The sequence below is a fragment of the Methylibium petroleiphilum PM1 genome, assembly GCF_000015725.1.
Classification (GTDB): Bacteria; Pseudomonadota; Gammaproteobacteria; order Burkholderiales; family Burkholderiaceae_C; genus Methylibium; species Methylibium petroleiphilum.
The window spans coordinates 250195-267036 of record NC_008826.1 but is presented as its reverse complement, the minus strand read 5'-3'; the positions used below and the strand labels follow the sequence as shown (position 1 = coordinate 267036).

Annotated in this window: 22 protein-coding genes; 5 read left to right on the top strand and 17 right to left on the bottom strand. The window is 67.1% G+C overall.

What is annotated here, in order from left to right; genetic code table 11:
- Window positions 1–57 precede the first annotated feature (57 nt).
- The 16 genes from MPE_RS21045 to MPE_RS20975 form a co-directional block, all read right to left on the bottom strand.
- Window positions 58–1881, bottom strand: coding sequence for a phosphoadenosine phosphosulfate reductase domain-containing protein (locus MPE_RS21045; RefSeq protein WP_011831680.1), 1824 nt, complete (start codon window positions 1879–1881; stop codon window positions 58–60).
- A 182-nt stretch (window positions 1882–2063) separates the two neighbouring features.
- Entirely contained in the window at window positions 2064–2408 is a 345-nt protein-coding gene (locus MPE_RS21040) for a hypothetical protein (protein WP_011831679.1), read from the bottom strand.
- Window positions 2409–2419: 11 nt separating this feature from the next.
- Window positions 2420–3445, bottom strand: a complete 1026-nt coding sequence (locus MPE_RS21035; protein WP_011831678.1) for a hypothetical protein — start codon at window positions 3443–3445, stop codon at window positions 2420–2422.
- 136 nt (window positions 3446–3581) lie between these two features.
- Window positions 3582–4040, bottom strand: a complete 459-nt coding sequence (locus tag MPE_RS21030; RefSeq protein WP_011831677.1) for a hypothetical protein — start codon at window positions 4038–4040, stop codon at window positions 3582–3584.
- A gap of 118 nt (window positions 4041–4158) precedes the next feature.
- Window positions 4159–4830, bottom strand: a complete 672-nt coding sequence (locus tag MPE_RS21025; protein ID WP_011831676.1) for a hypothetical protein — start codon at window positions 4828–4830, stop codon at window positions 4159–4161.
- Between the two features lie 128 nt (window positions 4831–4958).
- Window positions 4959–5240 carry a hypothetical protein gene (locus MPE_RS21020; RefSeq protein ID WP_011831675.1) on the bottom strand — a complete coding sequence of 94 codons (282 nt, stop codon included), beginning with the start codon at window positions 5238–5240 and terminating at the stop codon, window positions 4959–4961.
- Between the two features lie 17 nt (window positions 5241–5257).
- Window positions 5258–5809, bottom strand: a complete 552-nt coding sequence (locus MPE_RS21015; protein ID WP_011831674.1) for a hypothetical protein — start codon at window positions 5807–5809, stop codon at window positions 5258–5260.
- 30 nt (window positions 5810–5839) lie between these two features.
- Window positions 5840–6403 carry a hypothetical protein gene (locus tag MPE_RS21010; RefSeq protein WP_011831673.1) on the bottom strand — a complete coding sequence of 188 codons (564 nt, stop codon included), beginning with the start codon at window positions 6401–6403 and terminating at the stop codon, window positions 5840–5842.
- A gap of 138 nt (window positions 6404–6541) precedes the next feature.
- Window positions 6542–8371 (bottom strand): ATP-binding protein, encoded by a 1830-nt coding sequence (locus MPE_RS23015; protein ID WP_011831672.1) that lies wholly within the window; start codon window positions 8369–8371, stop codon window positions 6542–6544.
- Between the two features lie 207 nt (window positions 8372–8578).
- Window positions 8579–8893 (bottom strand): hypothetical protein, encoded by a 315-nt coding sequence (locus MPE_RS24470; RefSeq protein ID WP_011831671.1) that lies wholly within the window; start codon window positions 8891–8893, stop codon window positions 8579–8581.
- An 82-nt stretch (window positions 8894–8975) separates the two neighbouring features.
- Window positions 8976–9143 (bottom strand): hypothetical protein, encoded by a 168-nt coding sequence (locus tag MPE_RS24380; RefSeq protein ID WP_158304642.1) that lies wholly within the window; start codon window positions 9141–9143, stop codon window positions 8976–8978.
- 11 nt (window positions 9144–9154) lie between these two features.
- The gene (locus MPE_RS20995) at window positions 9155–9673 is read right to left on the bottom strand and encodes a hypothetical protein (RefSeq protein WP_011831670.1); all 519 of its coding nucleotides are present in this window, start codon (window positions 9671–9673) and stop codon (window positions 9155–9157) included.
- A 120-nt stretch (window positions 9674–9793) separates the two neighbouring features.
- Window positions 9794–10276, bottom strand: a complete 483-nt coding sequence (locus tag MPE_RS20990) for a hypothetical protein (RefSeq protein WP_011831669.1) — start codon at window positions 10274–10276, stop codon at window positions 9794–9796.
- Window positions 10277–10963 carry a hypothetical protein gene (locus MPE_RS20985; RefSeq protein ID WP_011831668.1) on the bottom strand — a complete coding sequence of 229 codons (687 nt, stop codon included), beginning with the start codon at window positions 10961–10963 and terminating at the stop codon, window positions 10277–10279. It abuts the gene before it with no gap.
- A gap of 87 nt (window positions 10964–11050) precedes the next feature.
- On the bottom strand, window positions 11051–11986 hold the full coding sequence (locus MPE_RS20980; RefSeq protein ID WP_011831667.1) for a prepilin peptidase: 936 nt from the start codon (window positions 11984–11986) through the stop codon (window positions 11051–11053).
- A gap of 12 nt (window positions 11987–11998) precedes the next feature.
- Entirely contained in the window at window positions 11999–12928 is a 930-nt protein-coding gene (locus MPE_RS20975) for a hypothetical protein (RefSeq protein WP_162467882.1), read from the bottom strand.
- Here MPE_RS20975 and MPE_RS20970 point away from each other — a divergent pair.
- From MPE_RS20970 to MPE_RS20950, 5 genes are read left to right on the top strand one after another with little or no spacing between them, the layout of a single operon-like run.
- Complete coding sequence (locus MPE_RS20970) at window positions 12915–13406, top strand: hypothetical protein (RefSeq protein WP_237706448.1); 492 nt, start codon at window positions 12915–12917, stop codon at window positions 13404–13406. The two genes, MPE_RS20975 and MPE_RS20970, sit on opposite strands and share 14 nt — an antisense overlap.
- Before the next feature lie 35 nt (window positions 13407–13441).
- Complete coding sequence (locus MPE_RS20965) at window positions 13442–13675, top strand: hypothetical protein (protein WP_148211113.1); 234 nt, start codon at window positions 13442–13444, stop codon at window positions 13673–13675.
- On the top strand, window positions 13672–13923 hold the full coding sequence (locus tag MPE_RS20960; protein ID WP_011831663.1) for a hypothetical protein: 252 nt from the start codon (window positions 13672–13674) through the stop codon (window positions 13921–13923). The genes MPE_RS20965 and MPE_RS20960 overlap by 4 nt, the downstream gene beginning before the upstream one ends.
- Window positions 13920–14462: a hypothetical protein gene (locus MPE_RS20955; protein WP_011831662.1), complete on the top strand. Its 543-nt coding sequence runs from the start codon at window positions 13920–13922 to the stop codon at window positions 14460–14462. The genes MPE_RS20960 and MPE_RS20955 overlap by 4 nt, the downstream gene beginning before the upstream one ends.
- Window positions 14463–14519: 57 nt before the next feature.
- Window positions 14520–14843, top strand: coding sequence for a hypothetical protein (locus MPE_RS20950; RefSeq protein ID WP_011831661.1), 324 nt, complete (start codon window positions 14520–14522; stop codon window positions 14841–14843).
- Between the two features lie 74 nt (window positions 14844–14917).
- Here the strand turns inward: MPE_RS20950 and MPE_RS20945 are convergent, their stop codons facing one another.
- Window positions 14918–16825 (bottom strand): ATP-dependent metallopeptidase FtsH/Yme1/Tma family protein, encoded by a 1908-nt coding sequence (locus tag MPE_RS20945; protein ID WP_011831660.1) that lies wholly within the window; start codon window positions 16823–16825, stop codon window positions 14918–14920.
- Window positions 16826–16842 lie beyond the last annotated feature (17 nt).

The following is a 16842-nucleotide window of genomic DNA, read 5'->3' as shown; positions in this document are numbered from 1 at the left end:
TTTGCGCCGCGCGCGCAAAGAAAAACCCGAGCCTCATGAGAGGCCCGGGTCGGGTGGTTAGGCAGCTTCGAGCATGTCCTCCACCGTCTCATCCAGCGTCGACAGGAAGTCGGTCTGGCTGGAGTCGGTGGTGGCCTTGTGGGCCCACGCCTTGCGCGCGTTCGGTGGCAGTTGGCTGAAGGAGATCGTCTTGGCCAGCAGGTCCTCGATGTCGTACTCCAGGGTCAGACCAAGTCGGTCCTTGTAGGCAGTGCGCCGGCAGACCTCGTCGTGCTCGCTTTGCTGCGAGTGCGACACGGTCAGCACGCCGTATGACACGTACCACTTGTAGGCCTCGGTGATCCCTCCCGGGAAGAAGCCGTTGTCGAACTTCTCGAGCATGCGATCCATCTCGAACTCGAGCATGAGGCTCATGCTCTCGATGTCCACATCCAGCGACTGTCCGGTTTCCAGGTCCCACGCGGTTTCGCCGCTCGGGAGCACCTTCAGGTCCGGTGCGCAGCCACTGCCCTCGGTCAGCGCTTCCATGTAGGCGTCGCGCAGGCCGGTGAGGCCAAGGTAGTTCGCCGTCTCGTCCCAGTCTTCGCCGACGTAGAGGAACCGCGCGTCGGGGACGTCGGTCTTCGGTGCCGTTTCGATTTCCGGGATCTCGTAGCGGACGCCACGCTCCCAGATGTCGCGCTTGTCGGCCCAGACCTGGTAGGGCTTGGCCACGCCGTTCAAGCTCTGGATCGCGTCCAGCGCCAGCAGCATGTCGTCGGGCAGGATGCGGAACTTCGGACGTTCACCGGCGCGTCGTGCGCGCACAGTTTCGTCGTAGTCGAGTTGCATCATGTACCGCGTCAGCTCTCGGATCGTCGACGGGTGGAACGTGTCCGGCTGCACCGCGATGAACCCCGCGCGGATCGTGCGACCCACCCAGTGCCTGCGGCTCCAGTCGTACCTGATCGCCCTGAGAAACTTGTTCAGCCGATTGAGGCCTCGCGCGTACTCATAGCGTTCGTCGTGCTCGAGCATCGCTTCCAGGCTCTTGTCTTCTGCCTGGAGGCATACATAGCACCCATGACGCGCGCCGCAGCCGCCCTTCTTGGCCTTCGCGCCCTCGTGGATCGCATCCGCCACCACTGCGCAGGACGTGCCTGCGGCGTGAGAGTAGATGCGCATCGTCTCCTCGAAGTCGGTGAACGCGGTCCAGACACCAGAGGTGACCATACCCACGTACTCCCAGATGTCTTCGCTCGACCACATGGCCACCGGGCAAAGAACGAGTTCGTCGTCCTTGTTGCGCACCGGCACGTCAGCGCGATCGCCGCGCGCCTTCATGTGCATCGCACGCCGCTCGCTCTCGTCGAACCTGGTTCCCAGCAGCGTCACCGCTTCCGGGAGGTTCTGGTCCTTCAGCTGTCGGAACAGCTTCCGGCGATACGAACGCTGGGGCACGATCTTGTAGCTCACGGTGCAGTCACCCTTGGTGCCCGCCCAGCTCGGCAGCGCGCGCCCGCTGAGGATGCTCAACTGGAACGAGGATGCGAACGTCGGCGAGACGATCTTGGTGTGCACCCTGATGCCGCGCTCCTTGCAGAACTGCCGCACCTTGGCCAGCTCGGCCCGGTAGTGCTCCACGATCTCGGGGTTCTCCACGAGCGTGTCGCCCGTAGTGAAGATAACGAACGGCTTGCCTCCCTCGGCAGCGAACTCGGCTGCGGTGTTCAGCAGCAGGGCCGCCACGACGGACGAATCCTTGCCGCCCGAGAACGCGCAGACGGCGGGCCGGCCTTCGAGGAAGATGGCCTTGATGGCCTTGGTCGCGGACTCGACACGCTCCTCGATCGAGGGCATGACTTCGTCCATGCGGAACAACTCAATCGTCTTGGTATCCATTCAAAGCTCCTGATGGAGCGAACCCGACCGCGCCTTGCGGGCACGTGGGGTCCGCAAAGGTTGTGGTCGGAATGACCGGATACGGGGAGATGACGAACAGCGGCTGCTAGGGCGAGGCCGCGCCGGCGCAAAGAAAAGCCCGCCGGTCCAAGAGGAACGCGGCGGGCGGAGGGGTTGGGCGGTCAGGAAGCGCTGGGGCGCATCAGCCGCATGGCGTAGGTGCCTTCGACTTCACGCTGGGCCAGGCCCAGGAAGCGTTCGGCAGCGGCAGCGATGCTGGCATCGTCTGCGTTCGCGAAGATGCAGACGCCGCAGCTCGCCAGGACATCGCGTCCTTCGCTGTAGTAGCTGCCGCCGATCCAGTGCCTGCCGTCGTCGCCGGGCCAGCACCAGGCGGAAGCCGCCTTGACGCCGACTGCCGTCTCGAAGTGCTTGGCGACGAAGTCGTCGCGTCCAGCCTTTTCGGTCCAGCCGCCGGCACGCAGCAGTTGCAGCACCTTCTCGGGCACGTTGGGTTGCAAGCTCATGGCCAGTCCCGTCACGCCAGGTCGAGCTGCTCGGTTTCGTTCTGGGAGTTCGCAGCCTGGTCCACATGGAACCGGACGTACTCATTGCCAAGGTGACGAAGACCGTACAGCTGGCTGTCGTTCAGGTCGCCCAGCTTGACGTCGACGTTGCCCAGCGCAGGAAGGCCCAGCGCCGTGCACAGCTCGTCGAACTTGCCGCGGTGGTACCGCTCTTCTTCTGGAGGGCGCACGAGCGTGACGCGCGTCGAAGCCGGCAGCACCGTCTTGCTCTTGAGCACCTTGCGGAACTCGCGCAGCGCAGGCTCCGCGGAGCCGGGCGTCGCCATCTCGAGCTCGATTACCTCGTTCGACACGAAGCTGCCCACCGTGCTGTATTCCCAGCCCGTGAGGCGCGCGCCGTCGCGACCGACGATCACATGCTCCTGCTCGGTGCCACAGGTCGAAGCCCCCGGGAGGGTGTAGACCTGCACGTCCAGCGAAACCTTCGCCGGCGCCGGAATCGGCGTGCCGATCTCCGGGAACGGGATGCTGCGGTACACCGCGTTGCTGAAGAAGCGCCAAGCGTAGAAGCCCTCGAATCGACCATCGGTCAGGTCAGCCAGCAGGCGCAGGGCGCCGTCGGCGTTCATGTCGATGGTCAACTTCGGGCCCTCGGCGGCCGGGAAGCCATACGAAGCGAGCAGAGCGTTCACCGCGTCGCGGTGAGCCTCCGGCAGCTTGTACAGGCCGGGCCCGAACTCGCCTTCGACCAGGCCCTTTTCCAGGCGAACGGGGTTCGCCAGGTGCTCGCGCCAGTGCTTGATCCAGGCCGATGGCGTGCGGGCGTCACCCCGCAGGCTGCCGCCCTCGATGGCGCCGGCAGAGCGGATCATGCGCGCGATACAGGCCTCGTAGGTGCCGAAGAACGTGGTGCACCAGCGCGGGGTGCGCGGGTGCACGTTCGACTCGTAGCTCTGCTCCGACAGCAGGAAGAACACGGTGCCCTTCTCGTCGACGCAGGCCGCGGCCGCCTTTCCGACCACGTAGGTGGAACTCATCTTGATCTCCTTGTGAAAGAGGGCCGCCCGGGATGGGCGGCGTCAGCCTCATGGCAGGGGATGCAGAACACGCAAGGCCACGCCGAGCGGCCAAAGAAAAGCCCGCCGGATCAGGTGATCGCGGCGGGCGGAGGGCTTAGAGGCCGGACTCGCGGCAGAAGCCGAGAGCGGTCTGGTGCCGGTGACCGGCGGCCATGAAGTGCAGGACAGCCAGGCGATGGTGGTCGCCTTTGCTGTAGGCGTGCTGGCGCAAGCGTTCCTTGTGCGCCTCCGAGAACTCGTCTCGGCCGATGGCGGACACCTTGTAGTCGTGGATCCCGAAGTTCCTGCCGAACGTCGCCTGCGCGGCCTCGTCGGCCGTGTCGGACCAGCCCTGGCGGTGCTTGAGTGCGAGCTCCACGTGGCCTCGCGCGATACTGCGATGCTGCTCGGCGGTCAGGCCGGGCATGTAGCGACGCAGCAGCCGGCGACCGCCGGCCGGGTCCATGGTGCTCATGACGGACACGCGGCGCGTGTAGCCGCCCCAGCCGCGGCGCGGCTCAGCGTGGTACGCCGGATGGTCGAGGCGCAAGGCCTCTTGCTCGATGTTGCTCATGTCGATCTCCTTGGGTGAAAGGTGCGGTCGTGCACCTCATGCCCTGGGGATGCGCTACACCTGGCAGCAAAAGAAGAACCCCTCGCTGGCATGGCCAGGAGGGGTCGTGGGGGTTACATCAGCGCGGGAACTGCTTCGCCAGGCGCTCGTAGATCTGCGCGATCGAGTCGACGCAGTCGCCGCCGTTGATCGGGTCGTCCGTCGCGAAGCCCATCTCGACCAGCTCGCCCATCAGGCGGTCCAGGGCGCGGGCCTTGCGGATGACGGTGTCGTCGATCTGCGGGATCAGCTTCAGCAGCTCCTTGGCGACCTCGATGTGTCGGTCGGCCTGCGCAGCGTCGGCGGCGCGGTCGGCACTCTCCGGGCTGCTGAGCAACTCGACCAGCGATTCGAGGGCGTAACGGGTGACGTCACGGCGCTCGGCGTTCAGGTCGGGCACACTGGTGCCGATCACGAGCTCGCGGTTCTGCGCCAGGATCTGGCCGAGCACCTCGAGGTTGATCTCGCGCTTGACGCCGTCCGGGAACAGCTGATCGGCGAACACCGTCGACATGTCCTGCGTGAGCTGGTCGGCCGTCGCGTAGACGTCGGCCCAGCCTTCGGCGTGCTCGTCGATGTAGGCCTCGCGGTCCGAGTCGCTGTCGAACTCGCGCTGGCCACTGTCGGCCATCTCCGTCGCGCACAAGCGCTTGGCATGGTCCGTGTCCGCGGCGCGTACCGTGGTCGAGTAGGTGCCTTCGCCGTCGATGTCGTCGGCGTTGTAGGGCATGGTCACGTTGAAGAATTGCATGTGGTCTCTCCGGGAAAAGGGCGCGGAATTGCGCCTGGTACCCCGGGGATGCCGATAGCCGATGCATACGCGCCGTGCCGCAAAGAAAAGCCCCGCAGGCGACCGAAGTCGCGAGCGGGGCGGTGGGGTTAGGCCGTGAAGTAGCCGGCGGTCGGGTCGAACCGGTGTTGCCATGGGTAGGCAACGGTCAGTCCGAGCTCGGTCGCGAGCGTCTCCTGGCAGATCTCGGCGAAGTTCATTCGCCGGTAGGCCGCGTTCAGCTGGTCGATCATCGGGCTGTCAGGCCCTTCGATCTCTCCGTTGTCCGGCACGATGTACAGCGCACCATCCTCGTCCAAATACCAGTGGCCGGCATCCAGGTCGGGGTTGCGAACGCAGCAGCCTGCTTCGTTGTCGTAGCCGATGGCCATGCTCTGTCCTTGGTAGGTCAGCGCAGGGCGGCGGCGTCGGCGCTCTCTTCGGCGGCCGCGCGCTTGGCGTAGGCCGCGAAGATGGGCATGAGCCCCATCTCGCGGATGAAGCCTTCCAGGTGGATCACCTGGCTGGCCTCGTTCCAGCCTTGCGCGTTGCAGGTCGCTTCCCAGTCGCTCTCGCCGAGCGGTTCCGTCACGTCGCCGCGGATCTTCTCCGCGTTGACGCCCAGGGTCAGGGCGAAGTCGAGGTTGGGCTCTTCCACCGGGGGCATGTCCAGCCCCTGGCGAATGACCTTGCCGCTCTCGGTCTTGTACGTGAGCGACGGCTCGAGCCAGATGGCGCCGTTCGAGTCGCAGTAGGCCGTGTGCCCGCCGATGGCCACCGTGTCGGGGTAGTTGCCGTCGTCGTAGTCGTCGCCGCACTCGTGGGTGAAGCTGCCGTCCTCGTCACGGTAGAAGTGCCGCACCGAGTGGGTGCTGAGGTTGCCCTCCAGCGTGTTGACGATCTCGGTACCGGCCGGCGAGAAGGCGACCAGGTCGCCGAGGATCTTGAACTTCTTGGTCATGGTGGGGTTTCCGTTGGGTGAAAGGGTTGGTCAGATGTCGCCGGTGGCGTTGCGGTAGGTGTCGCGGACGGCCGGCAGGCCGGCGTAGGCCAGGCGCTGCTCGGGGGTGAGCAGTTCCCACATGGCGCGCAGGAAGTCCTGCAGGTCGCCGACCTCGTGGTCGGGTTCCGAGTCCTCCCCGTGCTGCTTGGCGGCCTCGATGAGGACCTCCAGCGGCTCGAAGTCGACCGGTTCCGGCTGAGCCTCGGGAGCCGCCAGGACCTGGATCTCCTTCTCGGGGAAGGCGATCACGTTGGCGAACTCTTCGCGGTCGGGTTCGAACTGGTCGCCCAGGAACGCCTGGAACTCGGCCTCGCCGAACTGCGCGCCGGCGGGGACGCCGAACGCGTAGTGGCTCGAACCGTGGCGGTGATCGTGCTGGCCGATGACCAGGCCGAACGACGCGCCTTCCAGCTTCTTCGCCACGGCCGCGGCCGCGTCGACGGCATCGCCGCTGGTCACGGTGTAGCCGTCGGCACAGCCGTCGGCGGCGGACATGGAGGCGATCTCGGCCACGAGGGCCAGCAGGGGCTGGACTTGGGAACGGGTGTACATGGGTTTCTCCTTGGGTGGATGCGGCTTGCGGCCGCGGGTCTAGGTCAAGGGTGATGAGGAACACCGAAGGACAAGCCGGCGGGCCCCGGCAAAGAAAAAGCCGCCCGGTGAGGGGCGGCTTTGAGGGGTTTGCTGGGGTCAGACCACCAGCTCGAACTGCTCCTGCTCCTGGCGTCTCACGACGGCAGCGATCGGATCTTTCGGTTCCTCGGGCTGCGGCGCGGGCGCTGCAGCGGCGACTTCGGTCGCTTCGACCATCGCGGTCGTTTCGTCGGCTTCGTCGCCGGGCTCGTCTTCCAGGGTGACCAGATCCAGGGCGTGCAGATCTCCCGCGCGCATCTTGATCCCCGCCTTGCGGCGGATGGCCACGTAGCGCATCACGGCATCGTAGGTGAAGCCGGCGATCCGCGATCGTTCGTCGGACAGGATGTCGTGGAACGCCTGGTAGAACTCCTGCGGATGGCCGTGGCCGGTCGAGTCGTCTGCGTCGTGCAGGTACTCGTGCAGAAGCAGGTGCTTCAGCGCATCGAATGCCTTGAACGCGTGCCCGGCGGAGCCTCCGATCTTCAGGAACTTGCGCTCGATGAAGATCTTCGTGCGCCCGTCCGTGAAGCCATCGACCGTCTCCGATTCGCAGACGCGGATCTCGCGGTCCGTGTTGCAGCCAGGCACCGCCGCGCGGAACTGGTAGGACAGGTCGCGCAGCACGCGAAGCACCAGCTTCTCGTGCTTGCTCAGCTCCTTGTCGTCCACGATGTGGTGGTTCTCGCTGATGACGCCGGCCACCTCATCGATCGGGCGCAGCATCTTCTGCAGCTCCTCGAGGTGGTACGTTGCCGAGTAGCCGGCGCCGTGCCTGACTGAGCCCATGAACGTCGCCAGGTTCTTGGCGATCCGCTCGAAGATCTCGGGCAGCGCCATGTGCCGCGCGCGCTCGATCGTCTTCGGCGAAATCACCAGTGCCAGCTTGCGCTGGTGGACCTTGTCGGCCTTGAGCGAGTAGTCGTCCGGCACTGCGATTGCGTTGCCAGCCAACCGCCCTGCGCGGTGCAGGCCCGTCAACGAGTGGTGCTTGCCACTGTAGTCGGTGAAGACCTTGGCGTTCTCCAATGCGTCCGTCATCTCCTCCAGCGTTTCGAAGCTGCCAGAGAGCAACCGGCCGAGCATCATGTCGCGGTAGGCGTCGTTCTGCGTCGGCTTCTTCTCTTCGAACTGCTTCGCGTGCGCTCGGACCTTCTGCGCGATGCGCTTCCAGACCGCACACTCGGCCAGCAGGATGTCGTTGCGGGCGAAGTTCACCTCCAACTGCTGCTTGGACACGACGATGCCGCCGATGCCGTAGTCGCCGAAGTAGTTGCGCACGTGCACGCCGAGGTTGTAGACCTCCAAAGCGCGCGCCTGGGGTCGGAGCAGGTAGTACGCATCGTCATCGACGAAGGTCCACTTCTCCTTGTCCAGCTTCACCGACACCCGGTCACCGTTCACGAGGACGGGAATCGGGGCGTACTTGCACAGCTCGCGCAGGTTGTCGGTCACCCGGATCACCTCGGCAGGCGACAGCGGGTCATACAGCTCGCCCTCGATCTGGCAGCCCTTGTGGGGCTTGCCGTCGACCGCGGTCAGGTCGTATGCCAGGCCCATGTCGCGGATGTCCACGGCCATCGCGAAAGCGCCTGAGCGCCAGCGATTGCGGGTGAAGGCCATGACCTGACCTCTTCCCATGCGGAAACGGCCGTAGCGGGCGTCGCCCTTCTCGTGCGGCGTGCCGAACGTCTCGAACCAGTTCTCGATCTCCTCGCGCGACTGGAAGCCGCGGCCGTCATCGCTGACGGTCAGGTGGGTGCCAGTGAGGGTGACCTGGACCTTCGTCGCGCCGGCATCGATCGAGTTCATCACCAGCTCGAGCACGGCCTTGCCGAGCGTGCCGGCCTGCGACTTGATGATCGACCAGAGGATGGACTTGTCCATCCGGAATTCGCGCCTCTCGGCGGCTTGGGTGTTGCGTTGTTCCAATGGGTTCTCCTTGGGTTGGTGCGGCTTGCGGCCGCGGTTCAATACCCAGGGGGATGTGGAACAGAGGGGTGCAAGGAAATGCCCGCCGGTCCATGTGGAACTCGGCGGGCAAGGTGGGGTTAGTGAAAGGCTCCGTCACCGGAATGGTGTTGGAGCCCGGGGTCAAGCGGCGGCGCGGAGGCCGGCCATCGGTTTGCCGATCAGGCTTGCAACGGCCAGGATCTCCCCCGGACGAGCTGCCTGCAGCTTTTCTGATCGGCCTCGCTTGCAGTATTCGTCGACGGACATCGTTCGCCAATCGGGGGCGGGCCGGTCGCTGCAAAGATGCCAGCCGTCATGAGGGGTCGAACGACGAAAGACGTCCACCCCCACAGAGCGGTGCAGGCCCACGCCAAAGTAGGCTTGGGCCACCAGCTTGACTTCCGATCCGTCGTTCCGGGTGATGACCCGGGTTACCTTCGTGACCAGTTCTTCCATCGGTCTTCCTTGTTTCAGCGCCCAGGTAGATCGGGTGGCCCTGTTCGGCCGCCGACCCACCAGCGCGGGTTGGTGATGGTGCCTAGCGGAATCCCAGAGCCACCGCGGTGACCATGGGGTCCTCGTCGTGCGTCACGGCAACGACATGTCCGAGCGTCATCGGATTCGTGATGGCCGAAGCCACCGCGTCCAGCACGTTGTCATGCGTCGAAGCGGCATATTGCCCCGACGAAAACCAAACGCGGATCATCGGATCTCCCTTCAGGCCTTGATGAGCTTCGCGTCGGCGAGGCTCTTGGCCAGCTGAGACAACTGCTCGAACCCGGACGGGTCGATCACGTCGACGAGCCACTCGCGACCACGCTCCAGGCCGTAGGCCAGGCGTGCGTAGATGCGTTGGGTGTCGTCGGCGCCGATGAAGCGCGCCCAGACGGCGTCGTTGTTGGCGGCCGAGGTGTCGTGGTCGACAACTTCGAGCGCGCCGCCGGCGATCACCATGCCATCGAGCGCATCGATCAGGTTCTGGAGGTAGTTGGGCTCCTCGCCGTGGCCGGCGTGGCAGGACAGGTACAGGCTCAGCGTGCCGTCCTCGGTCAGCTCGATGCTCTGTTCGTAGTCGTCGGCCAGCGGCATCTCGCCGAAGTTCGGAACCGACTCGCCTTCTGCCAGGTTGATGTTGAAGTGGTCCGTGAAGAGCGTGATGGACGCCCAGATGAACGGCAAGGTCACATCGGGCTTGACCTTGAGCGTGGCGCGGACGGCCATATCGTGGCTGGACATGAGAGTTTCTCCTTGGGTTGGTGCGGCTTGCGGCCGCGGTTGAGTGCCCGAGGAGATGCGAAACAGCAGAGCGCAAAGAAAAGCCCGCCGGTCCATGAGGAACGCGGCGGGCGGGCGGGGTTAGACCACGAGGACGGGGATCGAGCCAGGCGTCGCCCGCGACCACAGGTGCTGGGGCACCACGCAGTAGCGGTAGAACGCCGACTTTTGAACGGCCAGGACAAGCTGGCCGTCGATCCACTGCTCGCGATACCTTACGAACGAGCTGTGCACCGGGTTGTAGAGGCTGGGCACCGGTGTCGCGCGGAAGCCGTGCTGACCCTCGAGTTCGCGTTCGATGCTCTGGCTCGTCAGCGCGTCCAGGCAGTAGTCGGCCACGAGCAGGCGCTCGCCGGGCTGCTGTTGGGCAGCCGCCAGCGTTCGCGCCCGCGCCGATACGTCCTTCGGCGACCAGGCCAGCTCCTCGTACGTTGCGGTCAGGGGGACCTTGACGTCGCGCTTGGTGCCGTTGCCGGCCCGGAAGCGCACCGAGAAGATGACCTCGAACGGCTCACGGTCTACCTCGTGCGACTTGTCGTGGAGTTCGGTGGCGATGCTGCCCATTCAGGCCGCCTCCAGCGCGCGCTGCAGCGGCAGCACGCGGCACAGCACGTCGGCCACCCACTGGGTGTAGCCGCGGTCGGCCAGCGCCGGCGAGGCGGCGTGAGTCAGGCTCCGCCGGCGGCGGTCCAGTTGCGCGCGGCGCGCCGCGGTCTCCTGCTCGTGAAGCGCGTCGGCGCCGTCGTAGACGGCCTGCGCTTCGGCGCGGGTCTCGCCACCGCGGAGGTGCGCGCTCAGGTAGGCCCGGCGAGCCGCGTTGCCGCGCTCCTGCATCTGGTCGTGCAGGCGCTGCAGACGCCGGCTGCGCTCGAGGCGCCGCAGCGCGGCGGCGGCCTTGAACTTCCGGCTGTTGAGGTTCAGCAGGACCTGGGTGACCAGCTGAGCGCCGATCTCTTCCTTCTTGGGGACGCTGAAGGACAGCACGAAGTGCGAGAGGCGATCGAACTGCAGGCAGAACGCCCACGAGTCCGGGCCGTCGATCACGAAGTGCTCGACCGCGGTGCCGTGCAACGGGTCCAGGGACACGCCGCGCAGCGTCTCCAGCATGAACGCTGCCTTTGCGGTCGACGAATCGTCCGCAGCTGCAGCGGCTTCCTGCATGCCGGCGCTGGTGAGCAAGGTGACCTGTTCCGGGGTGAGCATGTGGCGGCCGTGGTGAACGACCTGTTGCCACGCCTGAAGAATTGACATGGGATCTCCTATGGGGGTTGATGGGAACGCAGGCACACGCGAAGTGCCTGACCCCCGGAGATGCAGAACGGCCGCGGCTACGCGCCGTCAGGCCCGGCCGACCACCGCGATGATGATCTGGCCGGGCCCGGCGAAGAGGACGAGCAACGCGCCTGCGACGAGGAAGGGGCCGAATGGAATGCGCAATCCACCAACGCTGCGGCCGGCCAGCCTGATCGCGAGCGCGGCGAGCGCCCCGAAGAGCGCGGCGATCACGATGATCGGCAGGATCATCTGCCAGCCTAGCCAGACGCCCAGCGCGGCAAGCAGCTTGAAGTCGCCGTAGCCGATGCCCTCCTGGCCGGTGGCAAGGCGGAACGCCCAGTAGACGGACCAGAGCGAAAGGTAGCCCGCGACCGCGCCGAGCAAGGCGTCGGCAGGCGGGATGGTGGCGCCGAGCGCGGAGGCCGCAAGCCCGGCCCAGAGCAAGGGCAGCGTGATCGCATCCGGCAGGAGCTGGGTTTCCAAGTCGATCGCCGCGAGCACGACGAGCGCCGCCGCGAATGCGCACCACAGAAGGGTCGCCGGCTGCGCGCCAAGGCGCCACGCAAGCGCCGCGAACAGCATGCCGGTGGCGGCCTCCAGGATCGGGCCGCGAACCGGGCGGGATGCGGCGCACCGGCCGCAGCGTCCGCGATGCAGAAGCCAGCCGACCACAGGAGCGCGCTCGAGCCAGCTGAAGCGGTGGCCGCACGTCGCACACGAAGCGCTGACGCTGATGTCCTGGCTCTCGATGGCCTGGCGCACCCCGTCGGCGGACTGCGACAACCGAGCTGCGGCCGCGGGGTCAAGGCCTGCATGCGCGCGCAGCGCGTCGGGGTCGGAGAGTTGCACTGCCGCCTCGCCAAGCCACCGCATTTCGAGCACGCGCGGCAGCAGGCGCGCCATCACGGAAAGGGCCATGCCGACCAGCAGGCCGGCTGCGCCGAGCGCCCAGGGCGAAAGCAGCCAGCGGCTGTCGATCAGGTGGAACAAGGAAGGCATGAAGGTCGAGGGTCAGAGAAGCTCGTGCGGGGTCGGCTTCGGGCGGGAGACGGCCGGCGCGGAGGCGGCGCCGGGCTGGATTTGGTGGTCGGCGCGCCGACGGATGGCGATCAGCGTGCCGGAGGAGACCCAGTCGGACTTGCCGGCCAGGCGGTCGAAGTCGTCCTGCGTCAGGTGAATGACGTTGTTCTGGCCGCGCGCCAGCAGCGGGCCGGTGGAGCCGTCGCGGTTGACGAAGTGCTTGGAGATCAGGCACTGGTCGGGGCTCAGGCAAACATCCTTGAGGCCGCGCGGCTTCTGCAGCTCGTAGCGGTACCAGATCTCGCGTTGGTCGCCGGTGGTCGAGCGCACATCCTCCAGGGTCAGCAGCAAAGCACTCAGCGTCGCGACGGTCTGGCCGGGCAGCGACCACAGATCCAAGCCGTCCGCCACCATGAGCAGGCCCGCGAACACCTCGGCCGACATGGGCGGCTTGGAGTTCAGCGCGCGCAGGCAGAACGCAAACGACCTTCGCAGGTTGGCATCCTGGAGGTAGCTCGTGCGGAATCGCTCGCCCGTCACGGCGTCGCGCCGGGCCTCCTTGAGCCAGGCGAAGCGACGCTCGTTCTTCGAGTGCAGCGGGCACCGATCGGCCGGGTCCGGCTCGCCAGCCTTCACGGGCGCGTGGGCAAAGTAGGCGCCGCGCGCGGATGAGTTCTTGCCGCCGTGGTACGTGGGCGCACCGCAGCACAGACACCGGATGGTCCGTTCAGGGGAGCCTTGCGGGGGCTGCCCCAAGGCGCTGGCGCGAATGCGCTTGCCGTCGACGAGTGCAGATTCCATCCTAGATTGCGTTTGATGCCTCTTTGAATTATACTCACGTGTTATGGATGACCGCAAGCCACCCCTCGCGTACACGGGCATTGGGTCGAGGAAAACGCCCGGTGCCGTGATCCAGCTCATGCAGGGCATCGCCCGCCGCCTGGCTGCGCGCGGCTTCGTGCTGCGCTCGGGCGGCGCCGACGGCGCGGACCTGGCGTTCGAGACCGGCGCGGGCGAAGGACCCAAGGAGATCTACCTCCCCTGGCGCGGCTTCAATGGCAGCCGATCCACACTGTTCAACCTGACCAACAGCGATGCCGCCGCCGAGATCGCGGCCACCATCCACCCGGCGTGGCCCAGGCTCAAGCCGTCCGTGCAAGGACTGCACACGCGCAACGTCTACCAGGTGCTCGGCCAGGATCTGGCGAGCCCGTCGCAGTTCGTCGTCTGCTGGACGCCCGATGGGGCCCAGACCGAACAGGAAAGGAGTGCCGAGACGGGTGGGACCGGGACGGCGATCGCGCTGGCCAACCGCCGCGGCGTGCCGGTGATCAACCTGGCTCGCGAGGGCGCCATGGAGCGACTGACCGCGCTGGTGCTCGGGGACGGCCTGCTGTGAGCCTGTCGCCTACCCATCTCCTGGACCCCGCCTTTGTGCGGTGCCTGCAAGCCGCCGCCGGCAACGGCGAACTCGTCGCCAACTATGACCGCCTGCGCGGCACCAACCTGAGCCGCCGCGGCGCGCCGATCGAGCTCGAGATCGATCGCGCCAGCGGACGGCTCGACGCCGACATCAAGGGCTTCATCGACTTCGTCCACGAGGCCATCTACACCCGCCTGGAGCCGCAAGCGCTGGCCCAGCTGCGCAACCACGAAAGATCCGAATGACCCGCGCTCTCGCCCTCTACCGGCGCCACTCGCAAGCGGCGCTCGTCGAGATGCAGTCCGAACTCTGTGCCGACCCGGCCAGCCGCAACACCGCCGGCGGGCCGCAGCTGTACATCGACAGCGTGCGCCGCAAGCTCTCCGACATCGCCCAGGCCATCACCTACCACCTGGATGACAAGCGCGCCGCCGCGGGCAATCCCGTGCCGACGAACGGCTACTCCGGCCGCAACTCGAAGCGACGACGATGAGCTGCCGGCCGTTCCTCCCGCGCGCATTGCGCGCCTTCGCATTTGCCGCCGCCCTCCTCTCGCACGGTTGTAGCAGCCCACCTACCCTGGGAGCGATCGAGACCCCAGAGCGCCAGGCCTGGCAACCCCAGGGGCTGCAGGTGACCACCGAGATCGACGAAAGGCCGACGCCGGCCCAGCCGATCCTGCTGATGGCAGGGATCAGCCAGGACAACGTGATCCAGCCCGAGGAGATGAGGATTCAACTCGTCGGCGCACCGAAGCTGGACGCGAGCGCATCCATCGGGGTCGTGTTCGACGACAAGACGCGCACGTCAATCCAACTCGCCGGCTACTGGCGCCACGACGCCAGCGACAACACGCTGGTCATCCCCGCCGACGCAGTGCGCGAGCTGCTCGGCCGGCTGCCGAACACGCCGGTGCAGGTGATGCTCGGCCTGGCCGGGAGCGATGGCGACTTCGCCTACGCAGTGCGGTTCGAGCTGCGCGCGCCGCCGCCGCCGGTGGTCGCCGAGGCGGCGAAGGGTACGCCCGCCTGATCGGCATCACCCTGGATCAGGAGCATCCCGCCCCTGGAACCCATGGAGAAACGCCACATGAAGGCCATCAACATCTTGGACCGCAACGGCACACCGGTGACGGTGGGCGCGAAGGTCATGGTTCAACGCTGCGTCGGCCGCTACGGCCGCGTCGACCAAGTCGAAGGCACGATCGAGCAGTTCGTCGAGCACCACGGCGCCGTACTGCGCCTGAACCAACCGGCCCGCCGGCGCATGCGCGACCACGAAGTCTGGGTCAAGCCCGGCGAGCAGCTGTACGTGTCCTTCCCTGGAAAGCTCGATGGCGACAGCCTGACCTGCTTCAACCGGTTCGAAGACTTCGAGCACGGCCACGAAACCTGGGTCCAGGTGATCCAGTAAACACAAAGCCCCGGGCGTCCTATCGGACCTCGGGGCTTCTTCTTTGGTGCGCGCGTGGCGCCGCGCGCGGGGCATCAGGCGGCGCGCGCCTCCTGTGGCGACGGCGACAGGATCTGGCGCAGAGGCTCCCCGCCGACGATCTCCCGCTCGAGCAGCGCCGCAGCCAGTTGGTGCAGCGCGGAGGCATTGGCCGTGAGGATCTCGCGCGCACGGCGCTGGGCGGCGGACAGCAGTTCGCGCGCCTCCTGCAGCGCCTGCTCCTGCGTCTGCGGACCCAGAAGCTCCTTGGGGACGCCCGCCATGCTGAGCAGGCCGAAGTTCGGCGAGAAGCCCAGGGTCGAGACCATCGAGATCGCCAGCTCCGTCGCTCGACGCAGGTCGTCGGAAGCGCCGGATGACACGTCGCCGAAGATCGCCAGCTCGGCCTCGCGCCCGCCCAGCAGCATGGCCAGCCGGCCGGACAGCTCGCCTTCGGCGTAGAGCGGATCCTCGTTGTCGCGCGACACGTAGGTGGCGCCGAGTGCGCCGCCGCGCGGCTCGATCGACACGCGCTCGACGTTGCCGGCGCCGGCCCGGTGCGCGACCAGTGCATGCCCTGCCTCGTGGTACGCCAGGCGCTTGCGCGTGTCCTCGGTGAGCACACGCGGTGCTCCGGTGACCTCGCCGCCCAGCTGGAATGCCTCGACGGCTTGCGTCAGATGTTCCTGCGTGACAACAGGGCTGCCAGCCTCCGCGGCGCACGAGGCCGCCTTGTTCACGGCGTTGGCGATGTCCGCCGGCGACATGCCGGAGGTCATGCGCGCCAGCGCGGCGGTGTCCAGGTTCGGCTCGGCAGCGACACGGCCGGCATACAGGTCGAACAGCTGGGCGCGTTCGGCAACGGTGGGGAGATCGACGGGGATCACCATGTCGAACCGCCCCGCGCGGCGCAGCGCCGGGTCAAGGTTGTCGGCGTGGTTCGTCGCGGCGACCACAATGACGCGCTCCTCGTCGGAGAAGCCATCCATCTCGACCAGCATGCAGTTGATGATCCGGTTCATCTCCGTGGTGCTGGCGTTCTGGCCGGCGCCGGAGCTGCGGCGCCCGATGCCGTCGATCTCGTCGACGAACAGAATGCACGGACTACTCCGGCGAGCCTGGCGGAACAGCTTGCGAACCTTGAGAACGCCCAGGCCGAAGAACATGCTCGTGAAGTAGGAGCCGTCCACGGCGATGAAGCGGGCGCCGGTCTCACCGGCGAGTGCCTTGGCCAACAGAGTCTTGCCTGTGCCGGACGGGCCGGTCATGAGCACGCCGCGCGGCGCGCGGGCACCGACCTGCAGGTAGGCAGCCGGATCCTCCATGAAGCGGCCGACGCGCAGCAGCGCCGACTTGGCGGAGCCCGCGCCGACGACGTCGTCGAAGCGTTCGCGCGGCCGCTGCGCCAGGCGCACGCGGTCATCGTCGCCGCGCGCCTGGATCTGCACGCACAGCAGCATCACGAGCGCCACGCCGGCAATCCAGAGAGCCGGGCCGGAGATGCGCTGGAACACCGCCACGATGCGCTCGACTCGGCCGCGCCAGTCGACGTCGACCGCTACCAGTGTGAAGCCCTTCGCAGCACTCTTCTCTGCGAGGTGGTCGGCGGCCGTGCCGGCGCAGGAAACGGCGGTGCAGCCCGGCACCAGCGCGCTGAGCTTCGTTCCGTCCTTGAGCGTGTAGAGCAGCATGGTGCCAGCGCCGCCCGAGGCGATGCCGACGTCGGCCAGGCTGCCGGCCTCCAGTGCGAGCTGGAAGTCGCTGACCGGACGCGGGTTCTTGACCCAGTCGTCGGGCGCCTTCTCGAAGGCGGCGGCGGCGGGGCTCTTGCGGGCCAGGGATTCGGCCTCGGACATCCGCTCCACGGCGTTTGAGGCGAGGAGGGCCGCGCCGATGGCGAGGGCGGCAAGCAGCGGGCCGCGGCGGCGCTTCAGCAGCGCAAGCAATCTGGTTGGAAAGGACATGATTCACGCCTAGTATA

Bases quoted from the DNA above. Each gene is read 5' to 3' on its own strand.
- MPE_RS21045 (WP_011831680.1), bottom strand. From the start codon at position 1,881: ATGGATACCAAGACGATTGAGTTGTTCCGCATGGACGAAGTCATGCCC.
- MPE_RS21040 (WP_011831679.1), bottom strand. From the start codon at position 2,408: ATGAGCTTGCAACCCAACGTGCCCGAGAAGGTGCTGCAACTGCTGCGT.
- MPE_RS21035 (WP_011831678.1), bottom strand. From the start codon at position 3,445: ATGAGTTCCACCTACGTGGTCGGAAAGGCGGCCGCGGCCTGCGTCGAC.
- MPE_RS21030 (WP_011831677.1), bottom strand. From the start codon at position 4,040: ATGAGCAACATCGAGCAAGAGGCCTTGCGCCTCGACCATCCGGCGTAC.
- MPE_RS21025 (WP_011831676.1), bottom strand. From the start codon at position 4,830: ATGCAATTCTTCAACGTGACCATGCCCTACAACGCCGACGACATCGAC.
- MPE_RS21020 (WP_011831675.1), bottom strand. From the start codon at position 5,240: ATGGCCATCGGCTACGACAACGAAGCAGGCTGCTGCGTTCGCAACCCC.
- MPE_RS21015 (WP_011831674.1), bottom strand. From the start codon at position 5,809: ATGACCAAGAAGTTCAAGATCCTCGGCGACCTGGTCGCCTTCTCGCCG.
- MPE_RS21010 (WP_011831673.1), bottom strand. From the start codon at position 6,403: ATGTACACCCGTTCCCAAGTCCAGCCCCTGCTGGCCCTCGTGGCCGAG.
- MPE_RS23015 (WP_011831672.1), bottom strand. From the start codon at position 8,371: ATGGACAAGTCCATCCTCTGGTCGATCATCAAGTCGCAGGCCGGCACG.
- MPE_RS24470 (WP_011831671.1), bottom strand. From the start codon at position 8,893: ATGGAAGAACTGGTCACGAAGGTAACCCGGGTCATCACCCGGAACGAC.
- MPE_RS24380 (WP_158304642.1), bottom strand. From the start codon at position 9,143: ATGATCCGCGTTTGGTTTTCGTCGGGGCAATATGCCGCTTCGACGCAT.
- MPE_RS20995 (WP_011831670.1), bottom strand. From the start codon at position 9,673: ATGTCCAGCCACGATATGGCCGTCCGCGCCACGCTCAAGGTCAAGCCC.
- MPE_RS20990 (WP_011831669.1), bottom strand. From the start codon at position 10,276: ATGGGCAGCATCGCCACCGAACTCCACGACAAGTCGCACGAGGTAGAC.
- MPE_RS20985 (WP_011831668.1), bottom strand. From the start codon at position 10,963: ATGTCAATTCTTCAGGCGTGGCAACAGGTCGTTCACCACGGCCGCCAC.
- MPE_RS20980 (WP_011831667.1), bottom strand. From the start codon at position 11,986: ATGCCTTCCTTGTTCCACCTGATCGACAGCCGCTGGCTGCTTTCGCCC.
- MPE_RS20975 (WP_162467882.1), bottom strand. From the start codon at position 12,928: ATGAGCTGGATCACGGCACCGGGCGTTTTCCTCGACCCAATGCCCGTG.
- MPE_RS20960 (WP_011831663.1), top strand. From the start codon at position 13,672: ATGACCCGCGCTCTCGCCCTCTACCGGCGCCACTCGCAAGCGGCGCTC.
- MPE_RS20955 (WP_011831662.1), top strand. From the start codon at position 13,920: ATGAGCTGCCGGCCGTTCCTCCCGCGCGCATTGCGCGCCTTCGCATTT.
- MPE_RS20950 (WP_011831661.1), top strand. From the start codon at position 14,520: ATGAAGGCCATCAACATCTTGGACCGCAACGGCACACCGGTGACGGTG.
- MPE_RS20945 (WP_011831660.1), bottom strand. From the start codon at position 16,825: ATGTCCTTTCCAACCAGATTGCTTGCGCTGCTGAAGCGCCGCCGCGGC.